Here is a 19,909-nt window from a genome sequence, read left to right on the forward strand (position 1 = left end):
TGAAAGGGGAGGAACAACATGAAGGAAGCATTTCACTTTGATTCGATAGAAGACGCAATTGCAGATTTGAAGCAGGGCAAGGTCATCATTGTGGTTGATGACGAAGATCGGGAAAATGAAGGCGACTTTATCGCGTTAGCCGACAAGGCAACACCGGAAGTTATTAACTTCATGATTACAGAAGGCCGAGGATTGGTATGTGTACCTATTACGCAGGAGCGTGCCGAGGAGCTTGAGCTTCACCCAATGGTTGCACACAACACGGACAATCACGGTACGGCATTTACCGTATCCATTGATCACGTAGATACGACTACTGGCATTTCAGCGCACGAACGCTCACTAACGATCCAGAAGATGCTGGATGCGGACGCCAAGGCAGAAGATTTCCGCCGCCCGGGTCATATCTTCCCGTTAATAGCGAAGAATGGTGGTGTGTTGCGCCGTGCTGGGCATACGGAAGCAGCGGTTGATCTCGCCCGGTTGAGCGGATCTGCACCTGCTAGTGTCATCTGCGAAGTGATTAAGGAAGATGGCACGATGGCTAGACTGCCCGACTTGATGGAACTGAAGGGGCAATGGGACTTGAAGCTCATCAGCATCAAGGATCTCATTCATTACCGTAATGAGAAGGAGAAGCTGGTTCAACGTGAGGTCGAGGTGAACATGCCTACTGATTTCGGGATATTCCGAGCTATTGCCTATACGAATGGTGTGGACAATAAGGAACATGTTGCCTTAGTGAAGGGCGACATTGATGGAACTCAGCCAGTACTTGTTCGCGTTCATTCGGAATGCTTAACCGGGGATGTATTTCATTCACATCGCTGCGACTGTGGCCCTCAATTTGCCGCTGCGCTTTCACAAATAGACAAGGAAGGCATTGGCGTCCTGCTCTATATGCGCCAGGAAGGCCGCGGGATTGGACTTATTAACAAGCTCAAAGCTTATAAGCTTCAGGAGCAAGGGCTAGACACTGTGGATGCCAACTTGAAGCTTGGATTCCCAGCGGATCTGCGGGATTACGGCATTGGAGCTCAAATCTTGAAAGATCTTGGCATTCGTCAAATTCGCCTTCTTACAAATAATCCTCGCAAAATTAAAGGGTTGGAAGGCTATGGCCTGGAGGTCGTTGAGCGCGTCCCGATTCAAATGCAGGAGAATGAAGACAACACAAAATATCTGCATACGAAGGCTGCAAAGCTCGGGCATATGCTCGTATTCGACGATATTGAACAGGATGAACAAGCACGCAGATAAGCCCTGAAGGAAATGAAGTACCGCAAGCGTGCGATAACCTTATCGATATGATTCAGTTATTTATCACAGAGGAGGACTTTACTTATGCCACATGTATTTGAAGGACACTTAGTTTCCGAAGGATTAAAATATGGAATTGTTGCTGGTCGATTCAATGAATTTATTGTCAGCAAGCTTGTTTCGGGAGCACTTGATGCGCTGAAGCGCCACGGGGTTAAAGATGAGGAGGTAGATATTGCCTGGGTTCCGGGTGCATTTGAAATTCCACTAATTGCGCAGAAAATGGCGGAGAGCGGGAAGTATGATGCGGTGATCACACTTGGCGCAGTTATTCGCGGGTCCACTCCGCATTTCGATTATGTGTGCAGTGAAGCGGCTAAAGGCGTTGCGCAAGTGAACATGAAGACAGGGGTTCCGACCATATTCGGAGTGCTGACAACAGACTCCATCGAGCAGGCAATTGAACGTGCAGGAACGAAGGCAGGTAACAAGGGTTGGGAAGCTGCGTCTACTGCAATTGAAATGGCGAACTTGACGAATCAGTTAAAATAGTGCTTATTTAATGTAGTGCCCTTTTTGTAAGGGCGCTACATTTGTTTTTATTGCTCAGGAGGTTATCACGGGGTGACCGTAACGTATAAGCTGGAACAGTTTGAAGGACCGCTCGATTTGCTCCTGCATTTAATCGACCAAGCGGAAATTAATATTCAAGATATATCGATTAGTGAGATTACAGATCAATATATGGAATATTTGCACAACATGCAGGAATTGGAGCTGGAGATTACGAGCGAGTTTCTCGTTATGGCGGCAACGTTGCTGTCCATGAAATCACAGCAGCTGCTTCCCAAGCCTCCGGTCATGGAATGGGACGACTATGAAGATTATGTGGATGATGAGCCTGATCCGCGGGCAGAGCTTATACGCAAGTTGATCGAATACCGAAAGTACAAGGGAATTGCGGAGCATCTCCGGGAACGCGAGACAGAACGAAGCATGATTTTTTCCAAGGAACCAGAGGACTTAACGCCATTTATGCCAACAGCTCCTGATAATCCAGTGGATGGATTACATGTCACAGACTTGATCGCAGCATTCCGCAAGGCACTTAGCAAAGCGTCGCGCAGAACGCAGGTCGCAACAATCCACCGGGATGAAATATCGGTGAAGGATCGGATTAAGAGCATTATCGACACGCTGCGTCCATTTGGCAAGGGAGGTAAGATGATGTTCTCTAACTTGCTTAGCGAGCATCTCACGCGTTCGGAAATTGTCGTTTCCTTTCTCGCGCTGCTGGAGCTGATGAAGATGAAGCAAGTTCGCTGCTACCAGGATAGCCTCTTTGAGGACATCGTGATTCAATGGAGTGGGGAGGTGGACACGGAAGATGGACTTTCAGATGCTGAAGTCGATTATTGAGGGGTTGTTGTTCATGGCTGGAGATGAAGGCTTGAACATTAAGCAAATCTCAGAAATTACAGAACAGCGCCCAGAGGTTATAGAGGAAGCGATGAACGATCTGCGCGCGGACTTCGAGCGCTCGAAACGTGGTCTGCAAATTGTTGCAATCGCAGGGATGTACGAGCTAGCTACATTGCCAGAACATGCCCCGTATTTTGAGAAGATGGCATATTCGCCATCGCGTTCTTCTCTGTCGCAAGCAGCCCTAGAGACCTTGTCTATCGTTGCCTATCGACAGCCGATTACCCGTGTTGAGATCGAAGAAATCCGCGGCGTAAAATCGGATCGTGCGATTCAGACACTAACGAACAAGGGTTTGATCGAAGAGGTTGGACGAGCAGAAGCGATCGGAAGGCCGATTTTGTATGGCACAACGAAATCATTCTTAGATTATTTCGGATTATCAACAATTAAAGAACTGCCGGATTCCTCTGCTTTTGAACAAATGGATGGGTTAGAAGAGGAAACGCAGCTCTTGTTCGAGAAGTTAGATGGACGCCAATTGACGATTGAAGACGTGAAGGAAGTTGAAGAACAATTGGAAGCAGGAGTTCAAGATGAGCACGAGGAAGAGATACGATAAGAACTTCTGCGTATGAAGCTGTTGAATATGCAAATATGAGGAGGAACTGCTTTGAACATTCATTTCCACGGTCATTCCTGCATTCAGCTTGTTACCGAACAGCATAGTATTATCATTGATCCTTTCTTGACTGGCAACCCTGCAGCTGTCACACGCTCAGAAGAGATTCATGCTGACTATGTGCTGCTCACACATGGCCATGGCGATCATATTGGTGATGCGGTATCCATCTCCAAGCGCTGCAATGCGCCTATTATTGGCATGGTAGAGCTTACGAACTACATGGAATCGCAAGGTGCGCAAGCTATAGGCATGAACCTAGGTGGGCCAGCTCCATTCGAATTTGGATCGGTTGCGCTAGTGCCTGCCCTGCACAGTTCCTCCGTTACAGTCAATGGTCAGGATATTTATATGGGCAACCCTGCAGGGATTGTCCTGCAAACAGAGGGGCTAACGATTTATCATGCCGGAGACACTGCATTGTATAGCGATATGAAGCTCATTGGCGATCGCTACAAGCCAGATATCGCCTTCTTGCCAATTGGCAGCTTCTTCACGATGGACCCGGAAGATGCATTGCTAGCTGCGCAGTGGGTACAGGCTAAAGTTGTCATCCCCGTGCACTACAATACATTTCCTCCTATTCAACAGGATGGGGCAGCATTTGTGGCGAAACTTCAGGAGCTTGGGATGCAAGGACTGGAACTTTTGCCTGGTCAATCTATTGATCATTCCAAGCTGATGCTGTAAAGAGGCGCTTGTCCCTAACATTCAAAGAAACTTGCTTGAACGAGGAGCATCAATATGTTCTAATGCTTGCCCGTCAGCTTCGTATGCGATAATACGAGCTGACGGTTTTTTTATTTGATAAAATCAATCGGAAATATGCTAATCGTGCATGCTAGTTTGGATAAAAGGCCATAATACGGATAGTTTAGGAAATGGAGGCGCATGACATGATAGGATGGGCGATTGCTGGAGGGATAGTAGTTGTCTTGCTTGCCCTCATTGTCTTTTCGTCCATTGAGTGCAAAATCATCATTCACAAATCAGGAAAACATGAGCGAGTTGTTCTATTGATTCGGGCATGCTATGGACTGCTTCGTTGGAAATATGAATGGCGATCCATTCGATTTATTAACATGGAAACAGGGGTTCACCTGCATGTAAAAGCTAAGGATAATGTCGGAACAGGTCATGCAAGTCGAGATGAAACTCAGGTCGATAAAAAATTGATAGAGAGATATAAGCACAACGTGCGGCGACTTCTCCGTCATACGCGTTGCATCATTCTATGGCTCAAAGAAACTCTCCAGCGGGTACAGTGCAGCATGTTTACTTGGGATACGGAGATTGGACTGCTTAATCCGGCAACAGCTTGTCTATTGACAGGGGCATCATGGTCAGTGAAGAGCATGCTGGTAGGAGCATTGTCTCACCATATTCGATTTCGAAGACATCCTCAGATGGAAGTGAATCCGCAATTTCACACCCCTTTTTTTTCCACTAGGATCGTTTGTATAACCAAAATTCGCATCGTGCACGCTATAACTGCTGTAATCAAGTTGATTATTCGCATCGTTCGCGCAGAAGGAGGAATACGAACATGGCGGAACATCCTATCGAGGGCTTAATGCATGCAGCCTTTAACAATATTAAGGCTATGGTAGATGTAAATGCAATCGTGGGCGATCCTGTCCAAACACCTGACGGCAGTGTCATTTTGCCGATAAGCCGTGTTGCATTTGGCTTTGCGGCAGGAGGCAGCGACTTCCGGTTGGATGAGAGACACGACAGGCACGACAGACATGACAGACCAGCCTCAGAACGTGGTGAGGCGCGTACAGTTCCTGCAGCCTATGCCTATGGTTCGAAGCCATTTGGAGGAGGTAGCGGCGGTGGCGTCTACATAACACCGATTGCCTTTCTCGTCGTTGGCAGGCGGGGCATTGATGTCGTATCGCTCGACAATCAGACGCATTTGCTGGAGAAAATTATTGATGCCGCACCTAATGTACTGGATCAAATCAGTTCGATGTTCAAGAAGCAGGAATCAACGACGGCCGAGGATATTATTATATCGGATCGGTAGGAATATGGCGTCAGGCTTGATTGTTGCTGCCGTTATTGCCGGTAAAATGGCGATGCAGTCAACGGGAGCTTGACGCTATTTTTCATTAGAACAACTCCTGCTTGCTTAAGTAATCGTAAGTGATGGACATACTCGGTCTCGTACAAGCATACATATGGAACAACTTGACCGGTATACAGATTAAGGAGGAACGTATGAGCAAGTATCCATACGTAGGACAAGTTGGAAAGATGATTGCGTTGTGTGCATTGTTGGGTTCGGTTCTGGCATATGATTTGTATGGACGTGCCGCGTCAGCTGATCCGTCCGTGGACACAAGTCGCGCACAGCGTGAGGCTGTACAGGAATGGTCTGTCCCGCTGCAGGTTGAGCCATCGAATGCAACTGCTTCGGCTCGAATCGCGCCTCCATCTACTGCGGCAAGAGCAGCAGCCTTAATAGATGTAGCGTCTGGAAGAGTGCTGTACAGCCATAACGGGAAGCAGGAGCTTCCAATGGCGAGTACGACGAAAGTGATGACCGCGATTGTGGCAATTGAGCATGGCCGGCTGGAGGATAAAGTAAAGGCGACTTCTCGTGCTGTGGGCAAGGAAGGTTCCTCCATTTACTTGAGACTTGGAGAAGAGATGAGTCTCAACCATTTGTTGTATGGCCTTATGCTTCGTTCAGGCAACGATGCTGCAGTGGCGATTGCTGAGCACGTTGGAGGCTCAGAAGAAGGCTTCGTCCACTTAATGAATGAGAAGGCGAAGCTGCTCGGGTTGGAGCATACCCAGTTCCGCAATCCTCATGGTTTGGATGAGAAGGGTCACTATACGACTGCAGAAGATCTAGCTCGTATATCAGCATATGCACTGCATAATGCAACCTTCCGTGAAATCGTGCGCACCCGTACGAAGAAGGCGCCTAATACAATCGACAATTGGGATTATGTGTGGGGCAATAAGAATAAAATGCTTCACTTGTATGAAGGAGCAGATGGTGTGAAGACAGGTTACACGAAAGGTGCATTGCGGTGTCTAGTCAGTTCTGCCACACGGAATGGCCAGCAGCTAGTTGCTGTAACGCTGAATGACTCCAGAGATTGGGAAGACCATAGAAGGATGCTCGATTACGGCTTTCAAGCGTTTCCGCAAGCGAAGATTGTAGAGGAAGGCCAACATATTGAGGGCCAGCCATTTGAAGCTTCTAGATCGCTGACGTATCCGCTTGGATATGGGGAGCAATCGAAATTGTCTGCCAAGCTCGTCGTACCGGCTAACGGTAGTCTCGAAGCAAGGTTAGGTCATCAGGGACGCTTGACGATGTATGTGGACAAGGAACCGATAGCCAGTGTAGATGTTCGAAGAATTTCTCCAGACGAATCTGCGCCAACTCGAGGTGGTTCAGCCGAACACACTTCTGCAGTTCTAAGAGAAAGTAAGAGCGGCAACGTACTCAGTGAATGGATGCTGGTACTAAAACGTGTAACAGGCAGACTATTTGGCGCAGCTTGATCGCCCATGGGAAGGGAGACGGTTGTCATTGTAAATGCGATATGGATGTTCATGCTGCTTGTGGGATTCATCGCTGCTGCCGCTCAGGGAAAGATTGACGTAGTGACGGAAGCCGTGTTCGAGGGAGCGAAGACAGGAGTATCTGTAAGCTTTGGACTCATCAGTGTGATGGTGTTCTGGCTAGGGATCATGCGGATTGCAGAGGATGCAGGGCTGCTGAAGCGGCTTGCCAAGGCTCTTGGTCCAGTCGTTAGGTATTTGTTTCCCGATGTACCTCGGAACCATCCTGCTCTCGGCTTCATTATGTCGAATATGAGCGCGAATTTGCTTGGGCTAGGCAATGCAGCTACACCGATGGGGATAAGAGCTATGCAGGAGCTCCAGAAATTAAATCCGAATAAAGATACGGCTACGCCTGCCATGTGCACGCTGCTTGCAATCAATACGTCAAGTATAACCCTAATCCCAACAACATTGATTGCGATAAGGATGAATTTCAACTCTGCTAATCCTGCCGAGATTGTAGGTACTACGCTCATTGCGACCATTGTAGCAACATTTGCAGCGATCTTCGCGGATCGATGGTACCGAAGAAAGGATGCGAAGCGTCCGCCCCCGCAACAATTAAAGTCTGAAAAAGAGCGGTATACGGAATCCCAGGGAGCGGGATATCAAACACCAGCTAGTTGAACAATGATTTGGTGATTATGGCATCATGACCTTACTTCCAGCCTCGAAATGAAGTAGAAAGGATGGTCCGGTTATGTATGCATTTGTTTCCTCTATATCCGCATGGGCCATACCGGCCATTATCGTTTTTATTCCGCTGTTTGCCTATTTTCGGCGTGTGCCCGTATATGAGACCTTCGTTGAAGGGGCGAAGGATGGATTTCAAACTTCAATCAACATCATTCCAACCTTAGTAGGCATGATGGTTGCAATCAGTGTATTCCGTGCATCTGGAGCGATGGATTGGATGGTGGGGCTGCTGCGTCCGATACTCGATTGGATAGGCATTCCTGGTGAGGTGATGCCGCTCGCTTTCTTGCGGCCCATTACAGGAGCTGGCTCTCTTGCCTTTACTACCGATCTTATTAAGATGTACGGGCCTGATTCCATGATTGGCCGAATTGCTTCAACGATACAGGGGAGCACAGATACAACGATCTATGTGTTGACCGTATATTTCGGCGCTGTTGGGATTAAGAAAGGCCGGTATGCACTAAAAGTTGGCCTATTCTCTGATTTGGTCGGATTTATTGCAGCAATTGTCGTCTGTTTCCTTGTATTTGGTTTCATTACAGGGTAATATCATAATAGCTTGAATAATGTAAGTTAATGACAAGCTCGCGCCCTCTTGGCAGCGGGCTTTTCTTTTCAATGAGGATAATAAAAGTTTGAGGTGACAGACATTCATGGAAGAACGTTTACAGAAGATTTTAGCGAACGCGGGTATCGCTTCGCGTCGTAAGTGTGAGGAAATTATCAAAGCAGGTAAGGTAGAGGTTAACGGAGAAGTCGTAACAACTTTGGGTGTGAAGGCTGATCCGTCAAGCGATGTGATTACCGTTAGTGGGAGAACGATATCGGTTAAGTCCGACAAAATAGTATTAGCCTTCCATAAGCCAAAAGGCGTTATTACAAGTACATCAGATCCAGAAGGCCGCAAGACAGTCATGGATTTTATGAAGGGTGTAAAGGCGCGAGTATATCCGGTAGGACGCCTCGATTACGAAACAGAGGGGCTTCTGCTGTTTACAAATGATGGTGAGTTAGCCAATATGCTCATGCATCCGCGTCATCATGTGGAGAAGACCTATCATGCAACCGTGAAAGGCGTACCTCATGGGGATAAGCTGGAGCAACTGAGAAAAGGGGTTAAACTTGAGGATGGTATGACTCAGCCAGCAGCGGTGGAATACCATGATGTTGACTTGGAGAGCAATACGGCAACCATCAGTATAACGATCCATGAGGGTCGCAATCGTCAGGTTCGTCGCATGTTCGAGGTGATTGGCCATCCTGTCACCAAGCTGAAGCGTGTGAAGTTCGGCAATATTACGCTGCAAGGAATTGCCCGTGGCAAACACCGTGTGCTGACGAAGTCGGAAGTCAACGAACTCCGTATGGAGATGAAATCCAACCGTACCATGCATACGTAAAATCGGATAGAGCAGTAAATCGCTTTTATTGCACCCCGCCCAGTATATGGTGACACATAATTTTCATATTGAGGAAGATATGTCCGCTAATCTATGAATTATAATAGTCGTGGATGGTGTAATGCAATTGTTGCAATTATGTCGTCTGAATGTGAAATATGTCATAGAAAGCAAGTGTTCAATCTATATCAATTGAACCACATCAAGAAGGGGCGATGATATTGGGCAAGAGAAACAAGACAGTCCAGATTCTCATACTAGCTGTCATTGCGATACTTGGCGGGATTGCAATTAGCAATGCGTACAGTAAGCCTACATACCCTGAGGTTGGCAGCCGCATACCAGATGTGTCGCTTCATACGCTGAAGGGCGATACTGTGCAGCTGAGTGATTACAAGGGAAAGTCCCTGGTGCTTAATTTCTGGGGCTCCTGGTGCGAACCGTGTGAGCGGGAGATGCCCACCTTGCAGAAGGCAGCAGTTGATTGGAAGGATCGCAACGTGGAAGTCATCGGCATCAACTATGGAGAAGATGCGATCGTTGTGGACAATTATATGAAAGCGGTAAATGTTCATTTCACGATGCTGCTCGATTCAAATAAGAGTGTAACCAAAGCCTTCGGTGTCCGTCCATTGCCGACCACATTCTTCATCAAGCCTGATGGCAAAGTCCATGCTATTCATACTGGGGAAGTCACTACAAGCCAGCTAGAGTCCTATTTGGAACAAATGGCGAAAGAATAGGGCTTGAAGGGGAGGAGGACTAGGCTGTGCGGTTTGAGAATACGAAGTGCGAATGCGGCCATCAGAATGCAGTAGGAACTGTATTGTGCGAGGCCTGCGGCAAGCCGCTATTTGAAGGGGATGAGGTGGATTCCGTACTGGAAATGCGTTATGACGGGGTTGCGCGTAAGTCACAGAAGGCAAGTCCGTCATGGATTGATCGCATTTGGAATTTCTTCTCCTCAGTAAAAGTGGCGGTTATTCTTATCGTCATTACATTAATTGGTGCGTCACTCGGCACCATCTACCCACAGGAAAGCTCATTTCTCAGCATAGACCCGACACAATATTATAAGAGCACGTACGGTACATTGGGACAAATCTATTATATGCTTGGCTTGTCTCATACATACGAATCCTGGTGGTTCATTACATTGCTTGTCATGATCGGCGCCTCACTGGTCATTTGCAGCATTGATCGTGTACTTCCGTTATATCGTGCATTACATCGGCAGAAGATACGTAAGCATGTCCAGTTTATTTCGAGACAGCGGATTGTCTATGAAGGATCAATAAACCAAGATGCTGAAGCTTGGCTGGATAACATGTCGAACGTACTCAAGAAGAAAGGCTACCGAGTTATTAAGGATAATGAGGCGCTATTAGCTGAGAAGAACCGGTTCAGCCGCTGGGGGCCGTACATCAACCATATCGGACTTATTCTCTTCTTGCTTGCTATACTTGCACGCAGCATCCCAGGCTGGCATTACGATTATTATGACGGCTTCCCGCAAGGAGAAGCCCGTGAAATACCTGGAACTCCCTATTATTTGCAGAATGATAAATTTACAGTTGAATATTACGGCAAGGAAGATATGCCTGAGCAGTTCGTGAAGGAAGGGCGTGTTATACCGAAGCTGTTCGAGACGAAGGCGACACTGTTCAAGTGTGTGGACAAGTGTGGTGATGCGCGTGTGAAGCCTGTGCTTGAACAGGTAGCTCAGCACAATATTCAGTTGAATTCACCGCTTGAATATGAAGGGCTCATGGTCTATCAGAGCGACTTTGAATCGCGTCTCGTTGCGGTAAGCCCTGTACTTAGCAATGTGGACACAGGAGAGGTATACGGCAAGTTTGAACTTCGGGTGCAGAATACGGCTACGGAGTTTCAAACAGGTCCATATTCACTGAAACTGACAGGGAAATACTTGGATTTTGCAATTGGCAAAAACGGAGAACTGACTACAAAATCGCAAAACCCGAACGCACCTGCATTCAGCTTCTTGATTAAGGGGCCGAATCTCCCAAGTGAAGGCTTGCCTTACTTGTATTTCGCGCTGCCTAAGGACAAAGATCAATTTCATCAGGATGACATTAATGCCAAGCTGAGAGAGAGTTTAGGGTCTGGCTCGATGCCCAATCTTCGCATCGGATTAGAATCCATGAAAGATATCATCTATACGAATTCAATCAGTTATATGACCGTGCGTAAGGAGACGGCGCTGCCGCTCATCTGGATTGGGGCTGGTATCAGTATGATCGGTCTAGTTATGGGCTTCTATTGGCAGCATCGCCGCATATGGCTTCGAATCGACGGCAATCGCTTGCTGCTCGGTGCCCATACGAATAAGAACTGGTATGGAATTCGGAATGAGGTGGCGAGTGCACTCGGAGCTGTTCACGTAGAAGTAGATGCCAAATCGATCGATCGTGGGGGGAATAAGGCGTGACTTTGCAATGGAGTCAGGACGCATATATTATCGCGTTTTTCTTGTTTTGTCTTTCCTTTATTTTGTACGTCGTGACTGTTGCTGGCCGGAAGATGAAAACTCGCGATCCCGTTCGCTTCGAACGCAGATGGGGAGCAATTTCATTTGGTGTAACGATACTTGGATTTATTAGCCAGATCGTTTATTTCGGATTGCGCTGGGCATACGCTGGGCATATCCCTGTCAGCAATATGTATGAGTTCATGTCATTTTTGTCGATGATGATTATCGGTGCATTTATCATTGTATACCTTATTTATCGAAGCACTGTATTAGGGCTCCTCGCTGTACCGCTCGCCTTCTTGATGATGGCGTATGCATCGGTCTTTCCAAGTGAGGTACAGCCGCTTATTCCACAGCTGAACTCGGTATGGCTGAAGCTTCATGTGACGATGTCGGCACTTAGCTATGCTTTCTTTGCGGTAGCCTTTGTTGCAGGACTGCTCTACTTATTGCGAACCGTCCGTTGGGATGCTGGAAGTTCGCGCAAGCCGCAGCGCTGGCTTGAGTTCACAATGGGCTGCATCGTTGTATTCATCGGTTTTATCGTGGTCGTATATAGTTTTCGTGCTGCAAGCTATGAGGTGGTTATAGGACAGAAGGTTGAAACGGTCAAGACCGGAGGAGAGATCGAGACAGGCTTGGAGATGGTCACCTATACAATGCCGCCGCTTGTGGCTCCGCATTTAAGTGATGAAGCTACCTTGCAATCACTACCCTCTTTCCTAGGCATGAAGCTGCCGTTAATGGAAGCACCGGGCTGGATGAAGGGAGTTCAAGCGGGCCGGAAGCTGAATACGGTAGTATGGTCGGTCATCGCGGGACTGATCTTGTACGGATTAATTCGCTTGCTGCTGCGCAAGCCAATCGCGAAGGCCCTTCAACCCTTATTCCATGGGATTGATCCAGACACTGTGGATGAGATTAGCTATCGCTCAATTGCGATAGGATTCCCGATCTTTACGTTAGGCGCACTTATCTTTGCAATGATCTGGGCCCAGGTTGCATGGTCAAGATTTTGGGGCTGGGATCCGAAGGAAGTATGGGCGCTTGTGACTTGGCTTGCATACAGCGCTTACCTGCACTTGCGTCTAGCACGCAGCTGGCAGGGAACTAAGTCTTCTTGGATGTCGGTAATTGGATTTATCATCGTCATGTTCACACTTGTTGGGGTGAACTTGGTGATATCAGGCCTGCATTCCTACTCAGGGGTATAAAAATAAAGGTTAACAAATGGAAAAAAGATGAAACGACTGGGATTACGAACAAGGAGTACCCCAGTCGTTCACATTTTTGCTATAATAGAGCCAAGTATCAAGGCGACGACGAGAGGAGCATCCTGCGAGTTGCCTGCTTATATTACAGCTAGAGCTACCAACCTCATCAATTGCAGCCGCACTTGGCTTCGCTTGAGGTTTTCTTTTATGGTGGAAAGGGGAGTCATACATGTCCGAGCAAGTGAATCGAATCTTGATCGTCGATGATGAAGAGCGGATACGCCGACTGTTAAAAATGTACCTTGAAAAAGAAGGTTTTGAAATTGAAGAGGCGGAAGATGGAGAAGCAGCGCTGCGAATGGCTGTAAGTGAAGAGTATGACCTCATTCTTCTTGACTTGATGCTGCCAGGCATCGACGGTGTAGAAGTATGCACGCGCTTAAGACAAGTGAAGGCGACGCCAGTCATAATGCTGACAGCCAAGGGGGAAGAGATTAACCGAGTGCAGGGCTTCGAAGTTGGTGCAGATGACTATGTCGTCAAGCCCTTCAGTCCGCGCGAGGTCATCTACCGGGTGAAGGCAGTCCTGAGACGATCTTCGGCTACAGCCTTTTTGACAAGCGATCCGAAGGCAAGCAACAACATTGTATTCCCGCATCTCATTATTGAACATGATGCACATCGTGTGACAGCAGGGGGCCAAGAGATTAGCTTGACGCCTAAGGAATATGAACTGCTGCATTATTTGGCGGTATCTCCGGACAAGGTGTTCTCAAGAGAAGAGCTGCTGAAGGATGTATGGAATTACGAGTTCTTTGGAGACCTTCGTACTGTAGATACACATGTGAAGCGCCTGCGTGAGAAGTTGAATAAGGTCTCGCCAGAAGCAGCTACTATGATCACTACGGTATGGGGTGTCGGCTACAAGCTCGAGGTGCCAAAATAACGTGAAATTTTGGCGAAGCATTGTCGGCAAGTTGTGGATGACCATTATTGGTCTAGTTGCTTTTGTACTTATCATTTTAGGTCTGTATTTGCTGCATTACATTGACAGCAATTTCGCGCATCCGAACGATATCAAGCAGTTGTTCGTATATACAGGAATTATTGGATTTTCACTTACAACTTTCTTTGCGTTCTTCTTATTTACGAAGATTACGCAACCGCTTCGTAAGCTGAAGCAAGCGGCCGATACGATTCGTCAAGGCGATTACTCCACACGAGTAACACTTCGCTCCTCTGATGAAATCGGGGAGTTGTCCCAGACGTTTAATCATATGGCGGAGGAACTGAACTCCACCATTTTGGATTTGCAGCATGAGAAGGAGCATCTAGCGAGTATTTTGCGCAGTATGACGGATGCTGTTATTACCTTTGATGCATCGGGACAGGTGCTGCTCGCGAACCCGCATGGTGAAACAGTCATGAGCCGCTGGAATGGAATGGATTGGGCGATCGATGAAGATATGACAGGTGTATCCGGAGTGCCGGAGCCGTTAAGACCCATTTTTCATACCGTTATTTCTGAAGCTCGGGAGGTTACGACCCGTGTTCATGTGAAGCAGCAGGTTTGGTCTGTTGTGATGGGGCCACTGCATGCAGACAGCCGCGTACGCGGTGCCGTAGCCGTATTGCGGGATGTGACCGAAGAAGTGCAGCTGGAGAAGCTGCGCAAAGACTTCGTCGCGAATGTATCGCACGAGATTCGTACGCCACTGTCCATGCTTCAAGGATATAGTGAGGCATTATTGGATGATATAGCTGCTTCGCCAGAGGAACGCAGAGAGCTTGTTCAGGTTATTCATGACGAGTCCTTGCGTATGGGAAGGCTGGTGAAGGATCTGCTCGACCTAGCTCGTATGGAGGCGGGCCATCTGCCAATGCACAAAGCAGAGACGGATGTTCACGAACTTGCTTCCCGAGTCTATCGTAAATTCACAGTACTTGCGAAGGAACGTAATATACCGATTGAAATGAAACTTCATGCGATGGATCCAATTCTTCCTGAAGCGGATGAAGATCGGTTAGAGCAAGTGTTGACGAATTTGCTGGACAATGCACTACGCCACTCCTCTGAAGGACAACCGATTCATATTCGGACGGAACGTACGGACAATGAGTGGTTGTGGATTCACATTGAGGATCATGGTCAGGGTATTCCGTCAGAGGATGTCCCGTATGTGTTCGAACGATTCTATAAGGCTGATAAGGCACGCAAACGCGGCCCTTCAGGCGGCACAGGACTAGGTCTAGCGATTGTCAAAAATATTATCGAAGCACATCAGGGTCATATCCGAGTCGACAGCATATTAGGGAAGGGAACTACATTCTCCATTGCTCTACCCGTACAGCCAACACAAACCAGTATATGACACAAAACACCCTATTGCGCAGTTCAGCGGCAATAGGGTGTTTTTTTGTAGAATGACGATTGGAATATGTGTCAGACGAGGGCACAATTTTCCGATTAATCTTGATGCTCGTGGAACAGTTTCCACTACTCCACGAGCTGATGAAGGATAAGTTCGGTTTACAGCACAATTTCTTTGGCTTTTTTAATGTCTGTAGATTCTTTCAGTTTTGCGATTACCTCTTCTGGAATGGCTTTGTCGACGGAAAGCACCATGATGGCAGACCCTCCGACAATTTTCCGACCAACTTGCATGGTTGCGATGTTAACACCATTTGATCCAAGTAGTGTACCGACAATTCCAATTACGCCAGGCTTATCATCATGCGAAATTAATAGCAGATGCCCTTCTGGCGAGAGGTCTACAGGGTACTTGTCAATTTGTACGATACGTTCACCATATCCGTTCAACAATGTACCAGCTACGAGTCGTTCTTCTGTGTTCGTCTTCAAAGTTACGGACAACAGATTTGTAAACCCTTTGGCAACGTGGGATTGCTGAACGATAATATGAATATCGCGCGTTTTGGCAAGGTGAACAGAGTTGACGATGTTCACATCTGAGCCAAAATGCTGGGTGAGAACGCCTTTCACGATATGTCTCGTAATGGTTTGCGTATCGACCTCAGCCAGATCACCAGAGTAGTTAACAAGGATTTCAAGAATTGGACTCTTCGTCATTTGTGAAGCGAATTGCCCCAGCTTCTCCGCAAGTGTGAAGTAAGGCTGGATTTTATTCAATACAGCCGGTGCGACCGGCGGCATGTTAACCGCATTCTTGAACGGTTCATTGCGTAGAATATGCAGCACCTGCTCCGAAACATCGACAGCCACGTTTTCTTGCGCCTCAACAGTGGATGCGCCAAGGTGAGGTGTGACGATAATCTTCGGATGACTCAAGAATGGGTGATCCGGTTGTGGAGGTTCAACCTCGAATACATCGAATGCGGCTCCTGCCACAATGCCTTCATCGATTGCTTCGACAAGTGCCATTTCATCGATAATTCCACCACGTGCGCAGTTAATAATGCGCATACCGCGTTTCATGACCTCGAATTGTGGACGAGCAATCATATGCTTCGTCTCAGGCGTCAATGGTGTATGAACCGTCAGGAAATCGGCTGCGCGAATAATCTCATCAACTGTGCCAAGCTTAACCCCTAATTTTTCAGCACGCTCTTCTGTCATGAATGGATCATATCCGATGATGTCCATGCCAAATGCCTTCGCTCTCTTGGCAACCTCGCTGCCGATACGACCCATACCAAGAACACCAAGGGTCTTGTTCATCAGCTCGACACCTAGGAAAGTCTTGCGATCCCATACTCCATTGATTGTCTTTGCGTAAGCCTGAGGGATATGACGGGATAATGCCATCATCATGGCAAAAGCATGCTCACAAGTTGTAATCGTATTCCCATCAGGAGCATTGATTACGATAATTCCGTGCTGTGTGGCTGCTTGCAGATCAATGTTGTCTACACCGACTCCCGCACGGCCCACGACTTTAAGATTCTTACCTGCTTCCATGACGCGTGCTGTAACGCGAGTCTGACTGCGAACGAGCAGAGCATCATAATCTGCGATAATGCCAACCAGCTCGTCCTCCGACAACCCTGTTTGCTTCACAACTGTAATATCCTCTGCGTCAACAAGCTTCTGAATCCCGAAATCGCTAATCGGGTCTGATACTAGTACTTTGAACATGGAATTCTCCCTCCTGAGCATAGCTTCATATGTATTAGAAACGGCAATGCCGTTATCTTGCTGTTGAGATGAGGCCTTGGTTATGAATATAGCAAAAAACTCCCGTCCACATACTACGACCGTAGTAAGGGACGAGAGTTCCATCTTCGTGGTGCCACCCTAATTCGCTGCTTATTCGCACAAGCAGCCTTACGCGTCTATGCTAGACGCCGAACGTTAACGGGTTCGATTCGGTTACGCCTACTGTCATCAGGGTTCGACGCAACAACTCCGGAACGCTGGAACAAGTCAATCCGCCACCGATTCACACCGACCATCGGCTCTCTGCAGGCTTCACTGAATGTTCGTTTCCTTCACCGTTTGACTCATGAAATTTTACTTAATGTACCATGCAAATGTTAGGGTGTCAATAGATTTTTATACGAACATAACTGTGGAGTATTTGTAAATTGTACGGATTATGATGATTTTCCGGATTCTTTAAGAATATGTTTTATACAGGCGTCTATTGCGATTTGGGAAGAATGGATCAGTTCTTCGTTTTCGGACTTTGTTCGGATTTTTAATGCTTTTTCAAACCAAGGGAGAGCTGATTCGTACTTGTATTGGTCATATAGATTTTTACCATAATGTTGATAGAGAAAGTCAAGCAAATTGAAATGTTGATCGTTCGAAATCGCATGTTCCAGTAGATCGTCGAACATGCGGTTCGATGTGTGGAAGTTACGCATCCATTGATAGGAATGAGCGAGACGGAGCTTATTGATCCACACCTGCTTAGCATTGTTCATTGCAGAATGAATAGAGATTGCGGAAGTTAAGTACGTAATGCTGTCCGCGTAATTGCCGACAATTCGGCTGTAAACACCCAGCATTCCGTATTGTCTTCCTAATTCCTCTTGATTCTGCTGATCAGATTGGGTCTGTTCTTTTATATAAGCAATGGCATTACACATATCAGAGAGGGAGTGCGGAACCTCTCTCAGATCGTCATCGAAATAGAAGGTGCAATTGAAATGCATAGATGCAGGCAAAAAAATCGGTCTCCTTTCGTGTGAAGTGCATTTATTTTACAAGGCAGTGTCGCATTAGGCAATACAATCGCAGATTTTGCAGAATCCTCAACTTGAATGAACCATCTTCAATCTGATATGATGCATCTATTGAGGGATATAATATGGATTGCTAACTCGTTAGGCAGGGATGTAATGAAACAGAAATGGAATGATTTCAAATCTCGACAAGTAGACATACAACAGTTAGATGATAAGGTGCTTCTTCTTAATTTGTATGTAACACAGGGAATCACACTGATTCTCGGTTTGGTGTGGATTTGGCTTCAAGGCAGAAATCCTTTCTTATTGCTAACTACACAGACATCGAATCTGTCATGGCTATGGCTTGGAGCCGGATTGGCTGCTCTAGTTATTGTTGTTGACATCGCGGTTTCTAGATTTGTTCCTGATGATATGACGGACGACGGTGGGGTGAATGAAAAGCTCTTCCGCAATCGTCCAATATGGCATATAATTGCTATCTCTTTTATCGTTGGCGTATGTGAGGAAATGCTCTTTCGCGGGGCAATACAGCACGCATTTGGAGCATATTGGACGAGTATTATTTTCGCAGCTATCCATGTACGTTATTTGCGCCATTGGTTACCAACTGGAATGGTGTTTCTAATTAGCTTTGCTTTGGGTACTATTTATGAGTGGACAGGAACCCTGTGGGCTCCTATACTAGCACATTTTATCATTGATCTCATTATGGGACTCATTATACGATTTCGGAGGGAAGTATGAGCGAGAATCACCCACACCCTTTATTTCGAGGGTTCTCTCGCAAGCAAGAGCCAGACCTACATAGCCCGGCACTAGATGCTTTACGTTCATTGAGAGAAAATTCATCGAAGAAAGACACACATACGGAGCAACAAGACAGCAACCATGCGATATCGGAAGAACAGCTGCTTCATCTTGCAGAGAATATCTCCGCATCAGATGAAGATATGGATGATCGTTCATTGCCGTCACGCAAGAAGTTATTTCCGTCGAGTTATGTTAGACTGACAAAATGGTTTTATAATTTTCTATTTTTATTATTTGTAGGATTGTTAATTGGACTACTATTTTGGGGTCGTCATAAGCTGGGGCTGGAGGGGTAATCGATGATGGTTGCTTTTACTATCATTGCAGGCTTGCTGGCAGCAGCCGGAGTGCTTGTTGTTTATATGTTATGGGAAGCACGGGGGTTTACAATTACAGAAGAAGAAGTGGTGCTGAAGCGGTTGCCGTCGACATTCGACGGGGTCCGCTTGTTTTTTATAAGTGACTTTCATCGAAGGCAATTGACTGACAGACATATTGAGCAGATTTTGGGTCATCGACAGGCTTCTTTGTTTCTGGTCGGTGGGGATATGACTGATCAAGGTGCTCATCTGGAATCCAGTGTAGAGAATATAGCAAAGCTGCGCCAATTAGGGCCTGTAACGGCTGTACATGGCAATCATGATTATAAGGCCAATGTTCGAGAGTTAGATGATAAGCTGAATCAGCTAGGTGTTAAGGTGCTGGACAATGAAGCAATGCGGTTGGAGCAGAATGGTCAATTTATATGGCTTGTTGGTTGGGATGACTATAGCTCGAAGCGAACGAATGTGAAGCTTGCTATGAGTGAGCCTAAACAAGAGCCTAGCTGCACCATTGTTCTGACACATGATCCGCTGTCCTTGCGCAAGGCTGAGCTGCAAGGGATTGATCTCGTATTGTCAGGACATACGCACGGAGGGCAAATTTACCTGCCTGGATACGGGCCGCTTCGCACCTCTAAGTTTTACCGCAAATATCTATGTGGCTGGAATAATTTTCTTGGACAAGGTTCTACAACATTGTTTATCACGAAGGGGTTCGGCACCTCGCATGTTCCTTTTCGTTTATTATGTAAGCCTGAGGCACATTTTATTACGCTTCGTTCGGGCATTGATGGCCAGATTTCCTGATTTTTTACCGGATGGTTCGATACAGTTGCGCT

At 46.9% G+C, this 19,909-nt stretch carries 21 protein-coding genes and 1 other annotated feature; of the genes, 19 read left to right on the plus strand and 2 right to left on the minus strand.

Annotated features, from left to right (window positions below; all coding sequences use genetic code 11):
* Positions 1 to 18 precede the first annotated feature (18 nt).
* The 16 genes from BBG47_RS05180 (at position 19) to BBG47_RS05255 (ending at position 15,134) form a co-directional block, all read left to right on the plus strand.
* Positions 19 to 1,260, plus strand: coding sequence for a bifunctional 3,4-dihydroxy-2-butanone-4-phosphate synthase/GTP cyclohydrolase II (locus tag BBG47_RS05180; RefSeq protein ID WP_065290828.1), 1,242 nt, complete (start codon positions 19 to 21; stop codon positions 1,258 to 1,260).
* A gap of 84 nt (positions 1,261 to 1,344) precedes the next feature.
* Positions 1,345 to 1,812: a 6,7-dimethyl-8-ribityllumazine synthase gene (ribH, locus tag BBG47_RS05185; RefSeq protein WP_021252931.1), complete on the plus strand. Its 468-nt coding sequence runs from the start codon at positions 1,345 to 1,347 to the stop codon at positions 1,810 to 1,812.
* 72 nt (positions 1,813 to 1,884) lie between these two features.
* Positions 1,885 to 2,679 (plus strand): segregation and condensation protein A, encoded by a 795-nt coding sequence (locus BBG47_RS05190; protein WP_028533111.1) that lies wholly within the window; start codon positions 1,885 to 1,887, stop codon positions 2,677 to 2,679.
* A complete protein-coding gene (gene scpB, locus BBG47_RS05195) occupies positions 2,648 to 3,304 on the plus strand; it encodes an SMC-Scp complex subunit ScpB (RefSeq protein ID WP_065290829.1) in 657 nt (218 codons plus the stop codon). The genes BBG47_RS05190 and scpB overlap by 32 nt, the downstream gene beginning before the upstream one ends.
* 51 nt (positions 3,305 to 3,355) lie before the next feature.
* A complete protein-coding gene (locus BBG47_RS05200; protein WP_065290830.1) occupies positions 3,356 to 4,054 on the plus strand; it encodes a metal-dependent hydrolase in 699 nt (232 codons plus the stop codon).
* A 206-nt stretch (positions 4,055 to 4,260) separates the two neighbouring features.
* Entirely contained in the window at positions 4,261 to 4,938 is a 678-nt protein-coding gene (locus BBG47_RS05205) for a DUF2953 domain-containing protein (RefSeq protein WP_021252927.1), read from the plus strand.
* Positions 4,911 to 5,396, plus strand: a complete 486-nt coding sequence (ytfJ, locus tag BBG47_RS05210) for a GerW family sporulation protein (protein WP_021252926.1) — start codon at positions 4,911 to 4,913, stop codon at positions 5,394 to 5,396. Before BBG47_RS05205 ends, ytfJ begins: the two co-directional genes overlap by 28 nt.
* Before the next feature lie 194 nt (positions 5,397 to 5,590).
* Positions 5,591 to 6,892 carry a D-alanyl-D-alanine carboxypeptidase family protein gene (locus tag BBG47_RS05215; RefSeq protein ID WP_065290831.1) on the plus strand — a complete coding sequence of 434 codons (1,302 nt, stop codon included), beginning with the start codon at positions 5,591 to 5,593 and terminating at the stop codon, positions 6,890 to 6,892.
* 27 nt (positions 6,893 to 6,919) lie between these two features.
* Positions 6,920 to 7,582, plus strand: a complete 663-nt coding sequence (locus tag BBG47_RS05220; protein WP_254659751.1) for a nucleoside recognition domain-containing protein — start codon at positions 6,920 to 6,922, stop codon at positions 7,580 to 7,582.
* Between the two features lie 73 nt (positions 7,583 to 7,655).
* Entirely contained in the window at positions 7,656 to 8,201 is a 546-nt protein-coding gene (locus BBG47_RS05225) for a spore maturation protein (protein WP_021252923.1), read from the plus strand.
* Positions 8,202 to 8,307: 106 nt separating this feature from the next.
* Positions 8,308 to 9,054 (plus strand): pseudouridine synthase, encoded by a 747-nt coding sequence (locus BBG47_RS05230; RefSeq protein ID WP_065290832.1) that lies wholly within the window; start codon positions 8,308 to 8,310, stop codon positions 9,052 to 9,054.
* A gap of 215 nt (positions 9,055 to 9,269) precedes the next feature.
* Positions 9,270 to 9,797: a redoxin domain-containing protein gene (locus BBG47_RS05235; RefSeq protein ID WP_254659748.1), complete on the plus strand. Its 528-nt coding sequence runs from the start codon at positions 9,270 to 9,272 to the stop codon at positions 9,795 to 9,797.
* 26 nt (positions 9,798 to 9,823) lie between these two features.
* Positions 9,824 to 11,506, plus strand: a complete 1,683-nt coding sequence (gene resB / locus BBG47_RS05240; RefSeq protein WP_065290834.1) for a cytochrome c biogenesis protein ResB — start codon at positions 9,824 to 9,826, stop codon at positions 11,504 to 11,506.
* Positions 11,503 to 12,762, plus strand: coding sequence for a cytochrome c biogenesis protein CcsA (ccsA, locus tag BBG47_RS05245; RefSeq protein WP_065290835.1), 1,260 nt, complete (start codon positions 11,503 to 11,505; stop codon positions 12,760 to 12,762). Before resB ends, ccsA begins: the two co-directional genes overlap by 4 nt.
* A gap of 229 nt (positions 12,763 to 12,991) precedes the next feature.
* On the plus strand, positions 12,992 to 13,708 hold the full coding sequence (locus BBG47_RS05250) for a response regulator transcription factor (RefSeq protein ID WP_021259234.1): 717 nt from the start codon (positions 12,992 to 12,994) through the stop codon (positions 13,706 to 13,708).
* A gap of 1 nt (position 13,709) precedes the next feature.
* Positions 13,710 to 15,134, plus strand: a complete 1,425-nt coding sequence (locus BBG47_RS05255; RefSeq protein ID WP_065290836.1) for a sensor histidine kinase — start codon at positions 13,710 to 13,712, stop codon at positions 15,132 to 15,134.
* A 158-nt stretch (positions 15,135 to 15,292) separates the two neighbouring features.
* Here BBG47_RS05255 and serA read toward each other — a convergent pair whose 3' ends face one another.
* Together serA and BBG47_RS05265 are read right to left on the minus strand one after the other, a co-directional pair.
* Positions 15,293 to 16,879, minus strand: a complete 1,587-nt coding sequence (serA, locus tag BBG47_RS05260; RefSeq protein ID WP_065290837.1) for a phosphoglycerate dehydrogenase — start codon at positions 16,877 to 16,879, stop codon at positions 15,293 to 15,295.
* A gap of 124 nt (positions 16,880 to 17,003) precedes the next feature.
* Positions 17,004 to 17,245 (minus strand) — a binding site (T-box leader).
* A gap of 92 nt (positions 17,246 to 17,337) precedes the next feature.
* Positions 17,338 to 17,913 (minus strand): tetratricopeptide repeat protein, encoded by a 576-nt coding sequence (locus BBG47_RS05265; protein ID WP_083189091.1) that lies wholly within the window; start codon positions 17,911 to 17,913, stop codon positions 17,338 to 17,340.
* Positions 17,914 to 18,087: 174 nt separating this feature from the next.
* Between BBG47_RS05265 and BBG47_RS05270 the strand changes: the two genes are divergently transcribed.
* From BBG47_RS05270 to BBG47_RS05280, 3 genes are read left to right on the plus strand one after another with little or no spacing between them, the layout of a single operon-like run.
* The gene (locus BBG47_RS05270) at positions 18,088 to 18,681 is read left to right on the plus strand and encodes a type II CAAX endopeptidase family protein (RefSeq protein WP_065290875.1); all 594 of its coding nucleotides are present in this window, start codon (positions 18,088 to 18,090) and stop codon (positions 18,679 to 18,681) included.
* Complete coding sequence (locus tag BBG47_RS05275; RefSeq protein ID WP_021252914.1) at positions 18,678 to 19,043, plus strand: hypothetical protein; 366 nt, start codon at positions 18,678 to 18,680, stop codon at positions 19,041 to 19,043. The genes BBG47_RS05270 and BBG47_RS05275 overlap by 4 nt, the downstream gene beginning before the upstream one ends.
* Positions 19,044 to 19,046: 3 nt before the next feature.
* The gene (locus BBG47_RS05280) at positions 19,047 to 19,877 is read left to right on the plus strand and encodes a metallophosphoesterase (RefSeq protein ID WP_254659749.1); all 831 of its coding nucleotides are present in this window, start codon (positions 19,047 to 19,049) and stop codon (positions 19,875 to 19,877) included.
* Positions 19,878 to 19,909 lie beyond the last annotated feature (32 nt).

The organism is Paenibacillus sp. KS1 (genome assembly GCF_001680695.1).
Lineage (GTDB): Bacteria > Bacillota > Bacilli > Paenibacillales > Paenibacillaceae > Paenibacillus_B > Paenibacillus_B suaedae.